Genomic DNA, 20320 nt, shown 5'->3' on the forward strand with positions numbered 1-20320 from the left:
CTCACCCGTCCTCCATGATCTCGATTCGATGAGCCTGCTCGACTCCCTGCGCCGTCTGTTGCGACCGGAACCGTACCCTTCGCCCGCAGCGGAGGCCGTGGTCGAACGGCCGTATCACGGCGTGCGCGAACGGTCGGTACAGTGCATCGGTCCGCACGGTTTCCACCGCATGGCGTACACGGAATGGGGCAAGCCGGCGAACCGCAAGGTGCTCGTGTGTGCGCACGGCCTCACGCGCAACGGGCGCGACTTCGATTTCCTCGCCCAGGCACTGGCCGACGATTACCGCGTGGTCTGCCCGGACGTCGTCGGACGCGGGCGCAGCGACTGGCTCGGCGTGAAGACCGACTACGGCTTTCCCGTGTACGTAGCGGACATGGTCACGCTGCTCGCGCGTCTCGATGCCGACACGGTGCATTGGGTCGGCACCTCTATGGGCGGGATCATCGGCATGCTGCTCGCCAGCAGGCCGCACACGCCGATCTCGCGCTTGGTGCTCAATGACGTCGGCCCCGTGATCACGGCAACTTCGCTGCGACGCATCGGCGAATACGTCGGCAAGGCGCCGAAGTTCGCCAGCATGGCGGAAGCCGAGGCGTGGATCCGTGCGGTCAGCGCACCCTTCGGTCCGCTTACCGACGAACAGTGGCAGCATCTCACGCGTTACTCGGTGCGTCCCGTCGAGGGGGGCTTCGCGATGGTGTATGACCCGGGGCTGGGCGACGTCTTCCGCGAGGCGCCCGTCGTGGTCGATGTCGATCTGTGGGACGTGTACAAGGCGATCCAGTGCCCCACGCTCGTGATTCGCGGGGCCGAATCCGACCTGCTCCCGCCCGAGACTTTCCGTCAGATGGGCGAGACCGGGCCGCGCGCACGCCTTGCCGAGATCGCCGGCGTCGGTCACGCGCCGGTGCTGATGGACCGCGCCCAGATCGCGCTGGTGCGCGACTACCTGCTGGAACGATGAGGCGCGTGCTGCAGGGGCGGGGGAACCGATGAGCGGCGTCTCGACACTCGACTGGATTGCGCTCGGCTGGTTTCTCGTGGCCTGGGCGGGCTATGGCTGGCTCTCGGAAAACAGCCGATGGGCGCAGCGCGGGCTGATGGGGGTGAGTCATCGCTTCCGGCTCGACTGGGCGCGCGAGATGCTCGCACGCGAGATGCGCGTAAGCGATGCGGCATTGGTGGGAAACCTGATGCAGAGCGTGTCCTTTTATGCGAACACGACGATCTACATCATTGCCGGCCTGCTCGCCGTCCTCGGGGTACTCGATCAGGCGATGCGCTTCACCGCCGACCTGCCGTTCGCGCGCGAGACCTCACGTGAGCTGGGGGAACTGAAGCTGTTGCTGCTGCTGACCGTCTTCGTCGTCGCGTACTTCAAGTTCACGTGGTCGCTGCGCCAGTTCAACATGCTGTCGATCCTCATCGGCGCAAGTCCGACGAATCCGGACGGGGAAGGGCACGAGCGCATGGTGCAGCGCGTCGCGATGGTGAACTCGCTGGCCGGTGACGAGTTCAATCGCGGCATCCGCGCCTACTATTTCGGCCTCGCCGCGGTCGCCTGGTTCATCCAGCCCTGGCTCTTCCTGTTCCTGACCGCCCTGGTCGTCGTGGTGCTGTACCGCCGCGACTTCGCTTCGTCGGTGCTGGTGGTGCTCGACGGCGACCGCGCCTGAGGGGCGCGCGTCCTGCCTGGTCGCGTCAGTCGTCTTCCCCGGACGAGCGCTGGGGATCGAAGCGGACGGACGCGGAGTTGATGCAGTAGCGCAGCCCCGTAGGGGCCGGTCCATCCTCGAACACGTGTCCGAGATGGGCGCCGCACTGCCGGCACAACACCTCGGTGCGCTGCATGAAGTGGGAGTGGTCTTCCGCCTCGTCGACGTTGTCCGGCGCAGCCGCGGTCCAGAAGCTGGGCCAGCCGCAGCCGGCGTCGAACTTGTGTTCGGAGTCGAACAGCGGCGCACCGCAGCAGATGCAGCGGTACTCGCCGTTCTCCCAGAAGTTCCAGTATTCGCCGGTGAAGGCACGCTCGGTGCCCTTCTGCCGGGCAACCTGGTATTGCGTCGGTGAGAGTTGCGCGCGCCACTCGGCGTCGGTCTTTTCGATCTTGCGGCTCATTTGCTTCTCCTCCGTCGGAACCGCGCGCGCAAATTTCAGTGCAGATGGCGGGGTGCCTGCTCGCCGTGCTCGTCAGGCATCTCCGCGTGCACGATTTCGCCCTCTGGCGAAGGGTAGAGCGGTGCGCCGCAGTCGTCGCAGTATTCGAGCGGAAAACGGTGCTCGAGGTTCACGATTTCGGTGACGCCGCAGTCGCGCAGCACGGCCTCGATCTCGGCGTGCGAGTCGGTCGTTTCATCTTCCGCGCCCAGCAGCGGCCACACGACGCCGTGAACGACCTCTTCCTTGCCGCGCATCGTCAGTCCGACGCGGTATTCCTCGAGTTCGCGGTCGTAGAACGGCGCGATGACGGCGCGGACGTTCGCGGCGGGCGTATCCAGCTCTGCGCCTAGGAACGCCACGGACGCGCGGATCGCATACGGGCGGCTGTCCTTGTCGGCCTGGCGGCTGGCGGCAAAGTACGCTTCCGGCAGCACGACTTCCATCGCACAGCCGGGCAGTAACGGGGTCAGGCATGCGCCGCCCTGCATGCGCCACTGCGTCATGGATTGTTCGCGCGTGCGGTCGGCTTGCTGCCAGGCGAACAGCGCCTCGCCTTTCGGCACTGCAATTGCCGCCAGCAGATAGCGGGTGTCGGACAGGAATTGCGCCGTTTCGGGCATGCCTTCGGTGTCGATGTGCAGATCCTTCCCTGCGACCGCCGCACGCCCGAGCTCGGCAGCGAAGGCTGCGGTCGCGCAGTAACCCTGCGGCAGCTGGTCGGGGCTGAAGAGGAAATCGGCCAGCGCCAGTTTCACCTTGTCGGCGAGCACGTGCGCCTGCAGATGCACCCGCAGGTTCGCCAGCACTGCCGCGGTAATGGTGTTCGATGGAATGCGGTAGCGCGACCACGCCAGCACCGGTGCGGCGATGAGCAGGATGTCGTGATCCTGGGAAACACCGGACGCGCTCTCCGCGCGCGACTCGATGTAGTCCGCGAGTTCGTCGTACGCGCGTGCATCGGCGGCGTAGAGATGATCGAGCGCGGCGTTCAGGGTGTCCTCGCCGCCTTCCTCGAGGATGCGGTCGAGGCTGTCGCACAGCAGCCTGTCCCAGTAACGGTCCTCGGCACGGCTGCCGGACTCGGCCAGGCCCGTTGCGAGCCAGATCAGGTTTTCGGCGTCGCGGCCCAAACCACCGCGGCGTTTTTGACGGGGTCTCTTCATGGAAATTCCTGTTTGGGGATGTTGCAGCGCCCGCGTAGCTCAGTACGCAGGCTTGTTGAGCCTCACGGCCTGGAGGATGGTAGCCGAAATCTCCTCGATCGATTTCGTCGTCGAGTCCAGCCAGGGGATGTTCTCGCGTCGCATCAGCTTCTGCGCGGCGTCGATCTCGAAGCGGCAGTTCTCGATCGCTGCGTAACGGCTGTTCGGGCGGCGCTCCTGGCGGATCTGCGACAGACGTTCTGCCGCGATCGTAAGCCCGAACAGCTTGGCGCGGTGGCGGTGCAGTTCGCCGGGCAGTTTGTTGCGCTCGAAGTCCTCGGGGATGAGGGGGTAGTTCGCGGCCTTTACGCCGAATTGCATCGCCAGATAGAGGCTGGTCGGCGTCTTGCCGGAGCGCGACACGCCAACGAGGATCACGTCCGCGTCAGCGAGTTCGCCGTCCGACGAGATGCCGTCATCGTGCGCCATGGCGAAGTTGATCGCCTCGATGCGCGCCTTGTAGTCCTGGCTTTCGGCGATGCCGTGAAAGCGTCCGACGGTGTGGGTCGAGCGCTGGCCGAGTTCCGCTTCGAGCGGCACGATGAACTGGTCGAACAGGTCTACGAAAAGTGCATCGGCGTCGAGCAAGCCGCTCTCGGGCTGCGGATTGACCAGGGTGCTGAAGACGATCGGGCGCACGCCATCGGCCTCGCGCGCCTCGCGGATCTGGCGGGCGGCGTCGAGCGCCTTGTCGAGATCGTCCACGAACGGTATGCGGACCTGACGCAGGTTCGCATCCGGAAACTGCGCGAGCAGGCTGTGGCCCAGGGTTTCGGCCGTGATGCCTGTGCCGTCGGAGATGAAGAATACGGTCCGGGTGGGGTTTTCGCTCATGACTGTGGCCGAAGATCGTGATATAGGGGAAAACCTGCCGTGCGGCAAAGCAGCAAATTTCGCTAAAATCACATTTTGCTTTCTCCCCAACGAAACCGGAAGGCCATTCATGTCCCGTTATGTCATCCCCTTCACTGAACTGCGCATGTCGGACGTAGAGCAGGTCGGTGGCAAGAACGCCTCGCTCGGCGAGATGATCAGCCAGTTGCCCTCGAGTGTGCGGGTTCCTGGCGGTTTTGCCACCACCGCGGACGCGTTCCGCGAGTTCCTGGCCCATCAGGGGCTTGCGGAGAAGATCCGTGCGGCCCTCGATGCGCTGGACGTGGATGATGTGGAAAAGCTGGCGAAGACCGGCGCCCAGATCCGCCAGTGGGTTGTCGAGACCCCCTTCCCGGCCAAGCTGGAAGAAGCGATTCACGCAGCGTACAACGCACTGACCGCTGAAGGCGAGGGTAGTTTCGCAGTTCGTTCGTCGGCGACCGCCGAGGACCTCCCGGATGCTTCGTTCGCGGGCCAGCAGGAAACCTTCCTGAACATCCACGGCTACGAGAACATCCTGCACGCGATGAAGGAAGTGTTCGCGTCGCTGTACAACGACCGCGCCATCGCCTACCGCGTGCACAAGGGCTTCGCCCACGCCGACGTCGCGCTGTCGGCCGGCGTGCAGCGCATGGTGCGCTCGGATACCGGCGCGTCGGGCGTGATGTTCACGATCGACACCGAGTCGGGCTTCGACAAAGTCGTGTTCATCACGGCCTCGTATGGCCTCGGCGAGACCGTCGTGCAGGGCGCGGTGAACCCGGACGAGTTCTACGTGCACAAGCCCACCCTGGAACTGGGCAAGCCCGCGGTGATCCGCCGCAACCTCGGCTCCAAGCTGATCAAGATGGTCTTCGCCGACAAGAAGGAAGCCGGCAAGTCGGTGCGCACCGTCGATGTGCCCGAAGCCGACCGCGTCAAGTTCTCGCTGACGAACGAGGATGTGCTCGAACTCGCGCGCTACGCCGTCGTGATCGAGAACCACTACGGCCGCCCGATGGACATCGAATGGGGCAAGGACGGCCAGGACGGCAAGCTCTACATCCTGCAGGCGCGTCCCGAGACCGTGAAGAGCCAGTCCAACGGCCTCGTGATGGAGAAGTACCGCCTGAAGCAGTACGGCAAGGCGCTCACGCACGGGCGCGCGATCGGCCAGAAGATCGGCGCGGGGACCGTGCGCGTCGTCGCCGACGCGTCGGAAATGAGCCGCGTGCAGGCCGGCGACATCCTCGTCACCGACATGACCGACCCGAACTGGGAGCCGGTGATGAAGCGCGCCAGCGCGATCGTGACGAACCGCGGCGGTCGTACCTGCCACGCGGCGATCATCGCGCGCGAGCTGGGCATTCCGGCGATCGTCGGCTGCGGCAACGCCACCGAGGTGCTCGACGAGGGCGATTCGGTGACCGTGTCGTGCGCCGAAGGCGACACCGGCTACGTGTACCGCGGCAAGCTCGACTTCGAGGTCATCACCACGGACATGGGCAACCTGCCCGACATCCCGGTGAAGATCATGATGAACGTCGGCAATCCCGAACTCGCGTTCGAGTTCGCGCAGATCCCGAACGGCGGCGTCGGCCTCGCTCGCCTCGAGTTCGTCATCAACAACATGATCGGCATCCACCCGAAGGCGATCCTGGAACTGTCTCAGGTGCCCGCGAGCCTGCGCGACGAGATCATGCGCCGCTCGCGCGGCTATGCGACGCCGAAGCAGTTCTTCATCGAGAAGCTGGTCGAGGGCGTGGCGACGATCGCCGCGGCCTTCTATCCGAAGCCCGTCATCGTGCGCATGTCCGACTTCAAGTCGAACGAGTACCGCAAGCTCCTCGGCGGCGAGATCTACGAGCCGGAGGAAGAAAACCCGATGCTGGGCTTCCGCGGCGCCTCGCGCTACATCGCGCACAGCTTCCGCGACTGCTTCGAGCTCGAGTGCGTTGCGATGAAGAAGGTCCGTAACGAGCTGGGTCTCACCAACGTCCAGATCATGGTGCCCTTCGTGCGCAACGTCGAGGAGGCCAAGGGCGTCGTCGATCTCCTCGCCGCGAACGGCCTGAAGCGCGGCACGAACGATCTCAAGCTCATCATGATGTGCGAGATCCCGTCAAATGCGCTGCTCGCCGATGCCTTCCTTGAGCACTTCGACGGCTTCTCGATCGGCTCGAACGACCTCACCCAGCTCACGCTGGGCCTCGACCGCGACTCGGGTCTCGTCGCCCATGCGTTCGACGAACGCGATCCGGCCGTCAAGCAGCTGCTGTCGATGGCGATCAAGTCCGCGAACCGTCTCGGCAAGTACGTCGGCATTTGCGGTCAGGGGCCGTCGGATCATGCCGATTTTGCCGAATGGCTGATGGATGAAGGCATCCAGACGATCTCGCTCAACCCCGACACGGTCGTCGATACCTGGCTCAAGCTGTCCGAGCACGCCGGCAAGTAACACCGCACCCTGCGGAAATGAAAACGGCGGCCTCGGCCGCCGTTTTTTTATGTCGCGAATTTGTCAGAGTGCGGCGGCGATGCGCGTGCCCTGGTCGATCGCGCGCTTCGCGTCGAGTTCGGCTGCGACGTCCGCGCCACCGATGAGCTGCACATCCATTCCGGCAGCCTGCAACGGCGCGTGCAGGTCGCGCATCGGATCCTGACCGGTGCATACGACGACCGTGTCGACGGGCAGGAGCTTGTCCTCTTCGCCCAGCCGCAGGTGCAGGCCGGCGTCGTCGATCTTCGTGTAGGTGACGCCGGCGAGCATCTTCACGCCGCGCCGTCCGAGCAGCGTGCGCCGGATCCAGCCGGTGGTCTTCGCGAGGCCGTCGCCGACCTTGCTCGGCTTGCGCTGCAGCAGCCACAGTTCACGCGTGCGTGCTTCCTCCATGGGCGGGCAAAGGCCGCCACCTTGCGCGTAGGTGCTGTCGATCCCCCATTCGCGGCGGTAATGTTCGATCGGATCGTCGGCGAGATCGGCGTGCGTCAACAGTTCGCTGACGTCGAAGCCGATGCCGCCCGCGCCGATCACCGCGACCTTGCGGCCGACCGGCTTGCGCCCGGTGATCACGTCGATGTAGCTCGCGACCTTGGAGTGGTCGATACCGGGGATGTCCGGGGTGCGCGGCGTGATTCCGGTCGCAAGCACCACGCTGTCGAAGCGTCCGGCGAGTTCGTCGGCGGTGACGCGGTGGTTCAGCCTGATCTCCACGCCGGCCTTTTCCAGGCGCCGGTCGAAGTAGCGCAGCGTTTCGGCAAACTCCTCCTTGCCGGGAATCCGCTTCGCGAGGTTGAACTGGCCCCCGATCCGGTCCGAGGCCTCGAACAGCGTCACCGCGTGACCGCGCTCCGCCGCGGTGGCGGCCGCGGCCATGCCTGCGGGCCCGGCACCGACGACGGCGACGCGTTTCTTGTGTTGCGTCGGCGAAATCATCAACTCCGTTTCGCGGCAGGCGACCGGGTTCACGAGGCAGGTGCAGGGTTTGGCCTCGAAAATATGGTCCAGACAGGCCTGATTGCACGCGATGCAGGTGTTGATCTCGTCGCTGCGTCCGGCTGCGGCCTTGACGACGAAATCCGGGTCGGCGAGGAAGGGGCGTGCCATCGAGACCATGTCGGCGTCGCCGCGGGCGAGGACCTGCTCGGCAGTTTCCGGTGTGTTGATGCGGTTCGAGGTGATCAGGGGAATTCCGACCTCGCCCTTCATCCGGCGCGTGACCCAGCTGAAGGCCGCGCGCGGCACCATCGTCGCGATCGTCGGGATGCGCGCCTCGTGCCAGCCCACGCCGGTGTTGATGAGGGTCGCCCCGGCGACCTCGATGGCCTTCGCCAGCGCGACGATCTCCTGCCACGGAGCGCCGCCTTCGACCAGGTCGAGCATGGAGATGCGGTAGATAATGATGAAGTTCGGACCGACGCGTTCGCGTACGCGCCGAACGATCTCGATCGGGAAGCGGTGGCGGTTCTCCATGCTGCCGCCCCAGCGGTCGGTGCGGTGGTTGGTGTGCAGGACCGTGAATTCGTTGATCAGGTACCCCTCGGAACCCATCACCTCGACGCCGTCGTAGCCGGCGCGCTGCGCCAGCGCCGCGCAATTCGCATACTCCTCGATGGTGCGCTCGATGTCCTCTTCGGTCATCTCGCGCGGCGTCACCGGCGAGATCGGCGCCTTCAGGGGCGAGGGCGCAACCGCGCCGCGGTGATAGGCGTATCGACCCGTGTGCAGGATCTGCATGCAGATGCGCCCGCCCTCGGTGTGGACGGCATCCGTGATCAGGCGATGCTCGGCAACTTCCTCGTCGTTGGTCAGGGCACTTGCACCGGGAAAGACCAGGCCTTCCGAATTCGGCGAGATGCCTCCGGTCACGATCAGCCCAACGCCGCCGCGTGCCCGCGCCGCGTAGAAGGCGGCGAGTTTGTGAAAACCGTTGCTGGATTCTTCCAGGCCGGTGTGCATCGAGCCCATCAGCACGCGGTTCTTGAGGGTGCAGAATCCCAAGTCGAGCGGCTGGAGCAGGGTCGGATAGGCGTTCGCGGCGGTCATTCGGGTCTCCTCGGTTTTCGATTTTTCGCGGCAGGAACGTACGGTTCCGTATTGTGCCGTTCGCGTGATGATAGTGCCTGGAGGGGGGGCGGACCAGAGGGGCGCACTCGCGGCGCCATGCGCTGCAAAGCCTGATGGATGGGGGCTGGAGCCATTTCGGCGCGGATCGCGTGTGCCGTCGCGAGCTCGCCGCTTGACGCATCGTGTTGATTCGGTGATAGAATTCGCCGCCCTTGTTCCGGTGTTTTGAATTTGCACGAATGGATTTGGCCGGGATCCGTTTTCGCCCACCGCGCGGGCTTGATTGCGCGGTGCTTGGTCAATGTCTCTGTTTGGAGGAGACGGATGGCTTTTGTCATTCTTTCCGCCGGAACGCTAACCCAGTCGAAAGTGCGCACGATCAGCGCACGTGCGTTCCTGGCAGGTGCCGGCGTCGCGGTACTGGTTGCGCTGGGTGGCGGGTTCGCCCTCGGTTACGGTTTCAAGTCGCCGGCGAGTTCTTCCGAGGTCTCCTCGGAAGGTGGTGCCGAATCTTCCGCGACTCCCGAAGCACGTCTGCTGATCGGTCGTTTCGGTGAACTCACGGGTCGGATGGTGCAACTCGAGGCCGAAGCGAGAGGGCTCGCGAATCGTATCGGCGTCCTGAGGGATTTCGAGGCCCGACTCAACGACAGTGCCGACGCCGAAAGCAAGTCCGGGCGTGTCGCCAAGACGCCGCCGGCGTCTTCCGGTGGTCCGCTGCTTGACCCCACGGCGGCGTTCGCGCCCCGGGTCGCCGATCCTGCGATGGCTCTGACGCGCTCGCCGCTCATGCCGGACGTGGATGATGCCGGCAAGCTCTCGGACGAACTCGAGCGAATGGAGCGCGACATCGAACGGGTAAGCGAAACCTTCGCCCATCTCGACAACGTCGCGACCTCGTTCAGTCTCGCGCAGATGGCGTTTCCCGGGCGGGCCCCGGTCCCGGATGTCGAGGTGAACTCGAATTTCGGCAACCGCGCGGACCCGTTCCGCAATCGGCTCGCGTTTCACAGCGGCGTGGATTACCCGGCTCCGCGCGGCACGTCCATCGTCGCCAGCGGCGGCGGGCGCGTCGTGTACGCGGGGCATCGCGTCGAATATGGCAAGACCGTGGAAATCGACCACGGCGGCGGTCTTGTGACGCGTTACGCGCACGCGTCAAAGTTGCTGGTCACCCCGGGGCAGATCGTGATGCCGGGGCAGAAGATCGCGGAGGTCGGGTCGACCGGGCGCTCGACGGGGTCGCACCTGCATTTCGAAGTCATCAAGGACGGCCTGGTGGTCGATCCCGCTGCCTACCTGGCGCGCTTCTGAGTGGCGCCGATGAGGGGGTCGCGGCGTTCGCCGAATCACGACCTGACGCGCAATGAATACGCACTGGGTCCTGCGAGCCGAGGTTTCGGCCGCATGGCGTTCATGCTGGGCGCTGTGCTCGCCATTGCGCTGCTTGTCGTGGCAGGAATGCGTTTCTTCGAGAATCATCTCGCGCCTGCGACCTATCTTTCCGATGTGCGCGCGGAAAACCTCGAGCTCAGGAAGGAGCTCGCCAAGATCCGTCTCGAGCTGGAGGTGGAACTGGCGACGCGCGGCGAACTGGAGCGCCAGGTCGCAACGCTCAACGAACAGCTCAAGCAGGTGGGCGACGAACTGGCATTCCTGAAGTCTGCCGGGGCGCGCAGGCCGGAGAAGTGATCCGCTGCGCTGCGCAGGCGCGGGAATTCAAACGGGAGGCAGGACAGATGGTCTTCGGGCGCAAGCGCAACCGCAGCATCGAAATGACCAAGCTTTCGAGCCTGGTGGCGGGCAATCTCGAAATCGTCGGTGACGTGATCTTCTCCGACGGGCTGAGGGTAGACGGCCGGATCCAGGGGAACGTCATCAACAAGGATGGCGAGCGCAGCCTGCTCGTGCTCAGCGAGAAAGGCTCGATCAACGGGCGCGTGCGCGCCTACGATGCGGTGATCAACGGCGTGATCACCGGTGACCTCGAGGTCGAGCATTTCCTCGAGCTGCAGTCGAACGCCAGGATTTCCGGCAACATCGTCTACCGCCAACTGCAGATGGAATGCGGCGCGGTCGTCGACGGCAAGCTGGAAAAACTCGACGATGGGGCCTCGGGCGCCAACGTCATCGAGCTGACCACGTCGGCACCGGCATCGGCGGCGCGCTAGGCGCGGAGGCGATCAGGCAGCGGTGTCGCGCCGACCGCCCTGCGGCACAGCCTGGTCCGCGTCCTCGATCGAGGCGACGTCCTGCAGCCAGCCCAGGCGCACGAATATCATCCACGCGGCCCATGCGGCAAACCACGTCGCATAGAAGCTGAACAAGATGTCGCTCAGGAAATGCCCACCCTGGGCGACCCTGCCGAGTCCGAAGACGGTTCCGACGACCAGGCCGATCAGGGTCCAGCGTCGGCGCACTGCAAGCCCGCCAAGGAAGCCGAGACTCACGAGATAGTAGCCGGCCGAGGCGTGCCCGCTGACGAACGAGCAGTTGTTCTCGCACTGGTCGGAGGGTTGCGTCGCGGGCGTGAAGGTCTTGGTGCCACCGAATTCCGCCACCTTGTAGGGACGCGCGCGCCCCCAGTAGTCCTTGAGCACGACGTCGATCACGAGGCCGGGCCCCAGGACCAGCGCGGCGATCAGGTAGGCAACCTGGGTGCGACGTTTCTGGCCGGTTGCTCCGCGCTGGATCGAATAGGCGAACAGGGCGATGAAAAGACCGATGATCGTCGCCTTCGACATGAGCGGGATGCCGCGATAGAGCGACTGGACCAGCGGATTGTAGTCGCCGGAAAAACCGCGCACGGGATCGTAGAACACCCGTGACACCGCGAGGTCAAGCTCCGGCCATACCGTGAACACCAGCGCGCAAACCGCCATCGAGACGGTCATCCAGATTGTCAGCCGGTTCATCGGCAACTGCCCCCGCTTTGCAGGGGCAATGTCGCAGGGTGCCGCAGTCGCGGGCGAGAGTGATGCATGCGGGGCTTCCTTCGTCGATGCCGGGTCGATCATGGATCTCAGTCGGGCAACTTGCGGACGAGTGCGACGCCGCCCTTGCGGTACAGGAGGTCGATCCCGCTCGCCGGAACCCGGTCGGTGCGCATGATCGCGAGCTCGCCAGCCGCGGGGGCGCGGTCGGGCGTCACGGCTTGGCGGTAGACACTGAAACTCGGGGCATAGTAACGCCACGCGACGACCGGCTCGCCCATCTTGCGCGCCAGCAGCCCGGCCTCCTTGACGGGGCCCTGCAACACCGCGCCCGCCCAGGGAACGACCACGCCAGCCAGGACGACGACCTGGATGACGGCGGCGGCGCCGACCTTCATCCAGATCGCGGCGTTCCAGCGCAAGGCCAGCCAGATCCATGCGAGCAGGCCGCCGATCGTGATGAGGTAGTACTCGGGCGTAGCCTCGGGCAGTGCGAGTGCGAGTTGGGCGCGGTAATACGCGTTGCCCGCCTCGCTCGCCGCCAGCGCGGCGAAGATCAGCGGCAGGAAGGGCAGCAGGGCCAGGAACAGCGTCGGGGCGAGCAGGTGCAAGGGCGCCCGCCGCAGCTCGTTGCGGTGGACGGCGATCAGCAGGAACAGCGGCGTAGACCCATACAGGACGTAGTGCGGGAGCTTGGTGCCCGAGAGCGAAAAGAAGGCGACGACGAAGCCGGCCCAAATCCACAGGAATCGGCGCACGCCGGTGTCGACGTCGCTGCGCACGTTGCGCACGGCGGCAATCAAGGGGCCGGTCCACGGCAGCAGCAGCAGCGGCACGGCAATCACGTAGTAGAAGAGGCTCCCGGCGTGGCCTTCCAGCGTGCCAGTGAAGCGCTCGACGTTGTGTTTCAGGATGAAGCCGTCGATAAAGGCCTGCCCGTGTATTGCCAGCGCCGCCGCGTACCACGGCACGACGATGGCGGCGAGTACCGCGAGGCCGACCGGGTCGAAGACGGCACGCGCCCAGCGCTTCCATTCGCCGCGGCTGGCACAGTACAGCAGGCTGACGGTGCCCGGCACGATCAGCGCAATCGGCCCCTTGGTGAGGGCACCCAGAGCGATCCACACGAAGCTCCTCAGCAGGGGCGCGCGGCGTCCGGACTCCAGGTGCCGCCAGGCATCGAACAGCGCGAGGGCGAGGAGCAGATTGAGCAGTGCGTCGGCCGTCGCTGCGCGCGCGATGGCGAAAGGGCCCAGCGCGGTCGATGCGACCGCGAGCGCAGCCAGGGCCGTGCTGGCGCCGAAGCGCTCGCGCGCGAAATGCCAGGTCGCATAGCACCACAGGGCGCCGGCAACGGCCGAGGGCAAGCGGAAACCCCATTCGGTGGGGCCGAACAGGAGGTAGCCGAGTGCCTGCAGCCAATACACGAGGATCGGCTTGTCGAAGCGGTTTTCGCCGTTGAGGTAGGTCGACAGGAAATCGCCGCGTTCGAACATCTCGCGCGTCGCTTCGGAAAACGCTCCCTCATCGACGTCGAACAGCGGCGCTCCGCCCAATCGCAGGAAGAACGCCGCGAGCGGCAGCAGGAAGATCGCGAGCGCCAGCGACGTTCGCGGCCGGGGCAGGGGTGCCGCGGGAGAACTCATCGGTCGCCTTTCCGGTGCCATCCGTCCGCGTCGTCGAGCGCAGTTCGCGGCCGTGCAAGATAGGCGCGCGAGCTGCCCGACTCGTAATACACGCGCGCCAGCAGTTCGGCGAGCACGCCGGAGGTGACCATCTGGATGCCCGCGATGACGAGGAAGAAGCCGCCGAAGAGCAGCGGACGGGTTCCGATGTCTTCGCCGAGGAAGACCTTCAGGGCGACGAGATAGCTGAGGATGAGGGTGCCGAGCGCGCCGAGGCCGATGCCGATGCCGCCGAAGAAATGTCCCGGGCGGGTGCGGTAGCGCATGAAGAAGTAAACGAAGACGAGATCGAGAACCACGCGGAAAGTGCGCGAGATGCCGTACTTCGACTGTCCGAAGACGCGCGCATGGTGCGTCACCACCTCCTGGGCGATGCGGCGCGGCGTGGTCACCGTCGCGAGCCAGGCCGGGATGAAGCGGTGCATCTCGCCATACAGGCGCACGCTCTTGATCGCGCTGGCGCGGAAGACCTTGAGGCTGCAGCCGTAGTCCTTGAGGTGTACGCCGGTCATGCGCGCAATCAGGCGATTCGCGATGCGCGAGGGGATCTTGCGCAGCAGCAGACCGTCCTGCCGGTCCTTGCGCCAGCCTGCGACGAGGTCGAGATCCTCGGTCAGCAGGCGGTTGGCCATGCGCGGGATGTCGATCGGGTCGTTCTGCAGGTCGCCGTCCATCGTGACGATGACGCTGCCGCGGGCGGCGTCCAAGCCGGCCTGCATCGCCGCGGTCTGCTTGAAGTTGCGCATCAGCTCGACGATGCGCACATGGGGACCATATTTGGCCGCACAGCGGGCAAGCTCCGCCGGCGTTGCATCGGAGCTGCCGTCGTCCACGAGCACCACTTCCCACGGGTAGGGGTAGGGGCCCAGCGCGAGATGGATGCGCTCGAGGAGCGGCTCGACGTTTTCCGCCTCGTTGTACATCGGTACGACGACGGAAAGCGTGTGTTCAGGCATGTCCGCGGGAATCTGCGGTTCGGCCGGCGGCAAGGGCGACTTGTTCATGCGGATCAGTGTCTTCCGGAAAGATGCGAGTGATCTGGGCTTGTGGATGCAACGGGCGGCGCCGGCATGAGCCAGGCGACGGCGCCGGATGCTACCGCACAGGCGATGACGAAAAGGTGAAGGGCGAGGGCAGCCTGAAGGCCGTTTTCGAACGGGACGCCGTGCGGCAGCATCGCCGCTGCCGCGCCCGCTTCATAGGTGCCGAATCCCGCGACGCCCTGGACCGGGAGGATCGCGGCGAGTTCCGCGCCGAGTGCGCCCGCTGCGCCGACGGCGAGGCCGCCCGGCAGTAGCGAAGCGAGGAGCCAGGCCTGCGTGGCGAGCTTCACGGACCAGTTCGCGAGCGTCCATGCCCAGCCGAAGCGCGCGTGGCGGGTCGAATCGGCGAAGGCGTCACGCAGCTTGGCGAGCTTCGCCGCGGCGCCGCCGCGTTCGGCCCAGGCGTGCGGTGCGCGGGCCCAGCGTGGCAGGTACCACGCGACGGCGACGAGCCCGACGATGCCGGCGAGGCGCAGGGGCAGCGGGAGGTCCGGCCAGACGCCAACGGCAAGCATGGCGACGACGAGGGCGTCCTGCAGGCGGAACCAGAACAGCGATGCGACCGCGCGGGCCAGCGGCGTGCCGAAGTTGCGCCCGAGCAGGACCGGGAAGGCGGCTTCACCGCCGCGGAACGGCACGACATTGACCATCGCGTTATGGATCAGGACTATGCGCAGGCAGACCCCGAAACGGCCATGCGCGTCGCGACGGAATTCGTCGTACACGCGGCCGGCGCGCAGCACATAGCTCGCCGCAAAGCCGGCGATCGCGAGCATCAGGGCCAGCAGGTCCAGGCGCCGGAACGCATCGGCGAGACCTTGCCAGCGGCCGTCCCACGCCACCCACGCGAGCAGCGCCAGGCTCGCGGCAATCGCGATCAGCCGCTTCATGTGCGCATCCCCTGCGGCAAGGGGGCGCGTGCGAGCGCGAGGGCGACGCCGCCCAGCCCCCAGACGCTCAGCGCGTACTGGATCCAGCGTCCTTCCGGATAGCCGAGCTCCTCGAAGAAGACCGAGATCGAGAAAGCGGCCATCAGGACGGCGAGCACACGCCAGCCGGTGCGCTTCTCCCAGAAGCGCCAGCGCGACGACCACCACACCCCGAACGCGCCGCAGAGCCAGCCGCCGGCTGCGCCGGCGAAGATGTCGAGCGGCCAGTGCGCGCCCACGGCCACGCGCGAGAATGCGACGGCGGCGGCAATGGTGAGCGCGGCGACGGCGATCGAGCGCCGGCCCGATTGCACGGCGCACAGTGCCGCTACCGCGGCAAAGCCGAAGGCGGTCGTGGAGTGGCCCGACGGGAAGGAACCCGTGCGCAGGACGTCCCCGATCACGTTGAAATGCTCCGGGCCGAGGACGGCCGCGGGCCGTGCCTCATCGAAGAATTCCTTGGCTCCGTGCGTGTAGAGCGCGCCGACGGGAACTGCCAGCAGGGCGGATGCCGCCCATCTCGGGTGCCAGGCGAGGAAGCCGGCGAGCATCGCGAATGCGCCGGAGGTCGAACCGAGGTTTGTCAGGCCCGCCCACAGGAACGCGGGCGCCGCTGCGGCGGCGGCATTCCAGCCCAGGAACCATTCGGTGTTGCGTCCGCTTGCCAGCATTGCCAGCGCACACGCCGCGAGAATTGCGGCGGGAACCGCGATCCAGCAGGCGCTTTCGCGCGAGCGACTGTGCGAAGACAAGGGGGTTGAGGTCATCAGGCTGCGTCGGACAAAACGCGCAATTCTACCCGATCTGCGCGCGCAAACCCTGAACGGGTCTGCCGCGCCGTCCCAGCGGCCCGTTGCGGCGGCCTCGGGCGCGGGAAAGTACCAGCGGGAGCGGGCGCGGCCGTCGGGTATAATTCCGCTTTTTCCGTACGACGAACTCCGTTCGCGTCCCTCCCGATCCTTCGCTCCGACTCAAATGGCCGAAATTCTCAAGCTGCGCGGCGCTCCGGCGCTTTCTTCCTCCCGCCTGGAGCGGCTCTCGCGGACTGTTGCCGACGCGCTGCCCAAACTGAAGGGGCTTGCAGCCGAACATTGGTACCTCATCGAGATCAAGGCGCCTTTGAGCGCCGGGGAACTCGAGCGACTGGTGGATCTGCTCGGCGCGGTGCCCGCGACGCCCCAGGCGCCGGAAGGCACGCCGGTCGTGGTGGTGCCGCGGCTCGGCACGATCTCGCCGTGGTCGTCGAAAGCCAGCGATATCGCCAGCCAGTGCGGTTTCGACAAGGTGGTGCGCATCGAGCGCGGCATCGCCTACTCGCTGGATGTGCGGGGCGGGCTCGACGACCGGCAGTTTGCGGCGGTGCTCCCGCTGCTGCACGACCGCATGACCGAATCGGTATTGCAGAACGTCGAGGCGGCCGAGGCGCTGTTCCATCACTACGAACCCAAGCCGCTGACGACCGTTGACGTCATCGGCGGCGGCCGCGCCGCGCTCGTCGCGGCGAACGGCGAGCTGGGCCTGGCGCTGTCGGAAGACGAGATCGACTACCTCGTCGACAACTTCACGCGCATGGGGCGCAACCCGACCGATGTCGAACTGATGATGTTCGCGCAAGCGAACTCGGAACACTGCCGCCACAAGATCTTCAACGCGGACTGGGTCATCGATGCGCGAACGATGGACAAGACCCTGTTCGGCATGATCCGCGAGACGCACAAGGCCCATCCCGAAGGGACCGTCGTCGCCTATTCGGATAATGCGTCAGTCATCGAAGGCGCCGTGGTCGACCGCTTCTACGCGGACCCCGACGGCCAGTGGCGCTTCCGTGCGGAGGAGACCCATATCCTCGCGAAGGTCGAGACGCACAACCATCCGACCGCGATCTCGCCCTTTCCGGGTGCTTCGACCGGCGCGGGCGGCGAGATCCGCGACGAAGGCGCGACGGGCCGCGGCTCCAAGCCCAAGGCCGGCCTCACCGGCTTCTCGGTCTCCAACCTGAACATCCCCGAATTCGTCCAGCCGTGGGAAAAGCCCTATGGCAAGCCCGAGCGCATCGCATCTGCGCTCGACATCATGATCGAGGGGCCGATCGGCGGTGCGGCGTTCAACAACGAGTTCGGACGTCCCAACCTGGCGGGCTACTTCCGTGCCTTCGAGCAGGAGGTGCAGAGCGAGGTGCGCGGCTACCACAAGCCGATCATGATCGCCGGCGGTGTCGGCAGCATCCAGGCACAGCAGTCGCACAAGGTGCAGTTCGCCCCCGGCACGCTGCTGATCCAGCTCGGCGGTCCGGGCATGCTGATCGGACTGGGCGGGGGTGCAGCGTCCAGCATGACGACCGGGAGCAATACGGCGGATCTCGACTTCGCGTCGGTGCAGCGGGGCAATCCGGAGATCGAACGCCGCTGCCAGGAAGTCATCGATGCGTGCTGGCAGCGCGGCGAGGCGAATCCTATCCTCGCGATCCACGACGTCGGCGCGGGCGGCCTGTCGAATGCGATGCCGGAGTTGGCCGATTCCGCCAGTCTCGGCGCGCATTTCGAACTGCGCGAGGTGCACATCGAGGAGCCGGGCATGAGCCCGCGCGAGATCTGGAGCAACGAGTCGCAGGAGCGTTATGTCCTCGCGATCGCGCCCGAAAGCCTCGACGAGTTCCGCGCCATCTGCGAACGCGAGCGCTGCCCGTTCGCGGTGCTCGGCGCCGCGACCGCCGACGGTCACCTCACTGTGAGCGACCGCCACTTCGACAACAAGCCGGTCGACATGGAGATGCAGGTGCTGCTCGGCAAGCCGCCGAAGATGACGCGCAACGTGTCGCGCCGTGCCGTGCATGTGCCGCCCTTCGATGTCACCGACGTCGATCTGAAGGAGGCGTGCCTGCGCGTGCTGCGCCTGCCGACGGTGGCCTCCAAGAACTTCCTCATCACGATCGGCGACCGCTCGGTCGGCGGCATGACGGCGCGCGACCAGATGGTCGGCCCGTGGCAGATTCCGGTCGCCGACGTTGCCGTCACCGCGATGAGCTTCCACGGCTACAAGGGCGAAGCGTTTGCGATGGGCGAGCGTACGCCGGTCGCGTGCCTGGATGCCCCGGCATCCGGCCGCATGGCGGTGGGCGAGGCGATCACCAACATCGCCGCGGCCGACATTTCGGACCTCGGCAAGGTGAAGCTGTCGGCGAACTGGATGGCAGCCGCGGGCCATCGCGGCGAGGACGCCAAGCTCTACGATACCGTCAGCGCCGTGTCGCAGTTCTGTCAGGCGGCGGGGATTTCGATTCCGGTCGGCAAGGATTCGCTGTCGATGAAGACGGCGTGGCAGGACGCGGGACAGGATCGCCAGGTGGTCGCGCCGCTGTCGTTGATCGTCACCTCCTTCGCGCCGGTCGAGGACATTCGCCGCACGCTCACGCCGCAGCTGCAATTCCCGGAAGGTGCGGCCACCGAGCTCATGCTCATCGACCTCGGCAATGACCGCAACCGCCTCGGCGGTTCGGCGCTGGCCCAGGTGTTCGGTTCCGTCGGTGAACACGCGCCTGACGTCGATGCGGCACAGCTGGCGAAGTTCTTCGCGCTGATCCAGCAGTTCCGCCGCGACGGCCTGTTGCTCGCCTACCACGACCGCAGCGACGGCGGCCTGTTCGCGACGCTGTGCGAGATGGCCTTCGCATCGAAGTGCGGCTTGTCCGTCGTGCTCGACACGGTGTGCTACGACCAGTACATGAACGACGTCGACGGCCTCGACAAGAAGCCGGACACGATCAAGGGCCGCCTCAACGACCGCCTGTTCGGCGGCCTGTTCGCCGAGGAGCTCGGCGCGGTGATCCAGATCCGCCGCGAGGACCGCGCGCGCATCACGACACCGCTGCGCGACGCGGGGCTGACTTACCACTTCCTCGGCGAACCGAACGAACGCGACGAACTCCGCTTCTGGCGCAACGCGAAGCTGGTGTTCAGTGCGCCGCGCGCCGAACTGCTGCAGACCTGGTCGGAAACGAGCTATCGCATCGCCCGCCTGCGCGACGATGCTGACTGCGCGCGCGAGGAGTTCGAAGCGCTTGCGGATGTATCCAACCCCGGCCTGAGCGTCGTCACGAGCTTCGACCCGGCAGAGGACATCGTCGCGCCGATGATCGCGACCGGTGCCCGTCCGAAGATCGCGATCCTGCGCGAGCAGGGCGTGAACTCGCAGGCCGAGATGGCTGCCGCGTTCGAGCGCGCGGGCTTCGCGCCGTTCGACGTGCACATGTCCGACCTGCAGTCGGGCCGCCGGCACCTGTCCGATTTCCACGGCCTGGCTGCCTGCGGCGGCTTCTCCTACGGCGACGTGCTCGGCGCCGGCCAGGGCTGGGCCAAGTCGATCCTGTTCAACGCCGCGCTGCGCGAGCAGTTCGAGGCCTTCTTCGGCCGCAGCGACACGTTCGCGCTGGGGGTGTGCAACGGTTGCCAGATGATGGCGAACCTCGCTGCCATCATCCCGGGGGCCGACCATTGGCCGACCTTCCATCGCAACCGCAGCGAGCAGTTCGAGGCGCGCTTCGTGATGGCGGAGATTCCGGAGAGCCCGTCCATCCTCTTCGCCGGCATGGCGGGCAGCCGCATGCCCATCGTGGTCAGCCACGGCGAGGGCAGGGCGGTGTTCGCGAAGGACGCCGATCGCGGCAGTGTGATCACCTCGGTGCGCTACGTCGACAACCGCGGCAAGCCGGCCACGAGCTACCCGTTCAACCCGAACGGTTCGCCCGACGGACTTGCCGGCGTGACGACCGCGGACGGTCGGTTCACGATCATGATGCCGCACCCGGAACGCACTGCGCGCACCGTGCAGATGAGCTGGCATCCCGCGACGCTGGGCGAGGATTCGCCGTGGATGCGCATGTTCCGCAACGCGCGGCGCTGGCTCGGCTGATCGGCCTGACAAAAGGTCCGACTCAAGGGCTGCCGAAG

General features: G+C 66.3%; 16 protein-coding genes. 7 read left to right on the forward strand and 9 right to left on the reverse strand.

Features of this window, described 5'->3' with window-relative positions; translation table 11 throughout:
- Positions 1-28 precede the first annotated feature (28 nt).
- Positions 29-967: an alpha/beta fold hydrolase gene (locus GPA27_RS08260; protein WP_169139379.1), complete on the forward strand. Its 939-nt coding sequence runs from the start codon at positions 29-31 to the stop codon at positions 965-967.
- Positions 968-995: 28 nt separating this feature from the next.
- On the forward strand, positions 996-1679 hold the full coding sequence (locus GPA27_RS08265; protein ID WP_169139382.1) for a DUF599 domain-containing protein: 684 nt from the start codon (positions 996-998) through the stop codon (positions 1677-1679).
- Between the two features lie 25 nt (positions 1680-1704).
- On the opposite strand, the gene msrB is transcribed toward GPA27_RS08265, so the two are convergent.
- From msrB to ppsR, 3 genes are read right to left on the reverse strand one after another with little or no spacing between them, the layout of a single operon-like run.
- On the reverse strand, positions 1705-2121 hold the full coding sequence (gene msrB, locus GPA27_RS08270; protein ID WP_169139384.1) for a peptide-methionine (R)-S-oxide reductase MsrB: 417 nt from the start codon (positions 2119-2121) through the stop codon (positions 1705-1707).
- A 35-nt stretch (positions 2122-2156) separates the two neighbouring features.
- Positions 2157-3326, reverse strand: coding sequence for a DUF2863 family protein (locus GPA27_RS08275; RefSeq protein WP_169139386.1), 1170 nt, complete (start codon positions 3324-3326; stop codon positions 2157-2159).
- 39 nt (positions 3327-3365) lie between these two features.
- On the reverse strand, positions 3366-4199 hold the full coding sequence (gene ppsR, locus GPA27_RS08280; protein WP_169139388.1) for a posphoenolpyruvate synthetase regulatory kinase/phosphorylase PpsR: 834 nt from the start codon (positions 4197-4199) through the stop codon (positions 3366-3368).
- Positions 4200-4308: 109 nt separating this feature from the next.
- On the opposite strand from ppsR, the gene ppsA reads away from it, so the two are divergent.
- Positions 4309-6675 carry a phosphoenolpyruvate synthase gene (gene ppsA / locus GPA27_RS08285; protein ID WP_169139390.1) on the forward strand — a complete coding sequence of 789 codons (2367 nt, stop codon included), beginning with the start codon at positions 4309-4311 and terminating at the stop codon, positions 6673-6675.
- Between the two features lie 63 nt (positions 6676-6738).
- On the opposite strand, the gene GPA27_RS08290 is transcribed toward ppsA, so the two are convergent.
- Positions 6739-8763: an NADPH-dependent 2,4-dienoyl-CoA reductase gene (locus GPA27_RS08290; RefSeq protein WP_169139392.1), complete on the reverse strand. Its 2025-nt coding sequence runs from the start codon at positions 8761-8763 to the stop codon at positions 6739-6741.
- Between the two features lie 252 nt (positions 8764-9015).
- Here GPA27_RS08290 and GPA27_RS08295 point away from each other — a divergent pair, with 252 nt between their 5' ends.
- The 3 genes from GPA27_RS08295 (at position 9016) to GPA27_RS08305 (ending at position 10955) form a co-directional block, all read left to right on the forward strand.
- Positions 9016-10098 (forward strand): M23 family metallopeptidase, encoded by a 1083-nt coding sequence (locus tag GPA27_RS08295; protein ID WP_246260997.1) that lies wholly within the window; start codon positions 9016-9018, stop codon positions 10096-10098.
- A 93-nt stretch (positions 10099-10191) separates the two neighbouring features.
- On the forward strand, positions 10192-10476 hold the full coding sequence (locus GPA27_RS08300) for an MreC domain-containing protein (protein ID WP_169139394.1): 285 nt from the start codon (positions 10192-10194) through the stop codon (positions 10474-10476).
- A gap of 47 nt (positions 10477-10523) precedes the next feature.
- The gene (locus GPA27_RS08305) at positions 10524-10955 is read left to right on the forward strand and encodes a bactofilin family protein (protein ID WP_169139450.1); all 432 of its coding nucleotides are present in this window, start codon (positions 10524-10526) and stop codon (positions 10953-10955) included.
- 12 nt (positions 10956-10967) lie between these two features.
- On the opposite strand, the gene GPA27_RS08310 is transcribed toward GPA27_RS08305, so the two are convergent.
- From GPA27_RS08310 to GPA27_RS08330, 5 genes are all read right to left on the reverse strand, one after another.
- Positions 10968-11699 (reverse strand): phosphatase PAP2 family protein, encoded by a 732-nt coding sequence (locus GPA27_RS08310; protein WP_169139396.1) that lies wholly within the window; start codon positions 11697-11699, stop codon positions 10968-10970.
- 107 nt (positions 11700-11806) lie between these two features.
- The gene (locus GPA27_RS08315) at positions 11807-13363 is read right to left on the reverse strand and encodes an ArnT family glycosyltransferase (protein ID WP_169139398.1); all 1557 of its coding nucleotides are present in this window, start codon (positions 13361-13363) and stop codon (positions 11807-11809) included.
- Positions 13360-14406: a glycosyltransferase family 2 protein gene (locus GPA27_RS08320; RefSeq protein WP_169139400.1), complete on the reverse strand. Its 1047-nt coding sequence runs from the start codon at positions 14404-14406 to the stop codon at positions 13360-13362. The genes GPA27_RS08315 and GPA27_RS08320 overlap by 4 nt, the downstream gene beginning before the upstream one ends.
- A gap of 5 nt (positions 14407-14411) precedes the next feature.
- Positions 14412-15335 carry a lysylphosphatidylglycerol synthase transmembrane domain-containing protein gene (locus GPA27_RS08325; RefSeq protein WP_169139402.1) on the reverse strand — a complete coding sequence of 308 codons (924 nt, stop codon included), beginning with the start codon at positions 15333-15335 and terminating at the stop codon, positions 14412-14414.
- Positions 15332-16141: a phosphatase PAP2 family protein gene (locus GPA27_RS08330; protein ID WP_169139404.1), complete on the reverse strand. Its 810-nt coding sequence runs from the start codon at positions 16139-16141 to the stop codon at positions 15332-15334. Before GPA27_RS08330 ends, GPA27_RS08325 begins: the two co-directional genes overlap by 4 nt.
- 208 nt (positions 16142-16349) lie before the next feature.
- On the opposite strand from GPA27_RS08330, the gene purL reads away from it, so the two are divergent.
- Positions 16350-20282, forward strand: a complete 3933-nt coding sequence (gene purL, locus GPA27_RS08335; protein ID WP_169139406.1) for a phosphoribosylformylglycinamidine synthase — start codon at positions 16350-16352, stop codon at positions 20280-20282.
- Positions 20283-20320 lie beyond the last annotated feature (38 nt).

The sequence above is a fragment of the Aromatoleum toluolicum genome (assembly GCF_012911005.2).
Classification (GTDB): domain Bacteria; phylum Pseudomonadota; class Gammaproteobacteria; order Burkholderiales; family Rhodocyclaceae; genus Aromatoleum; species Aromatoleum toluolicum.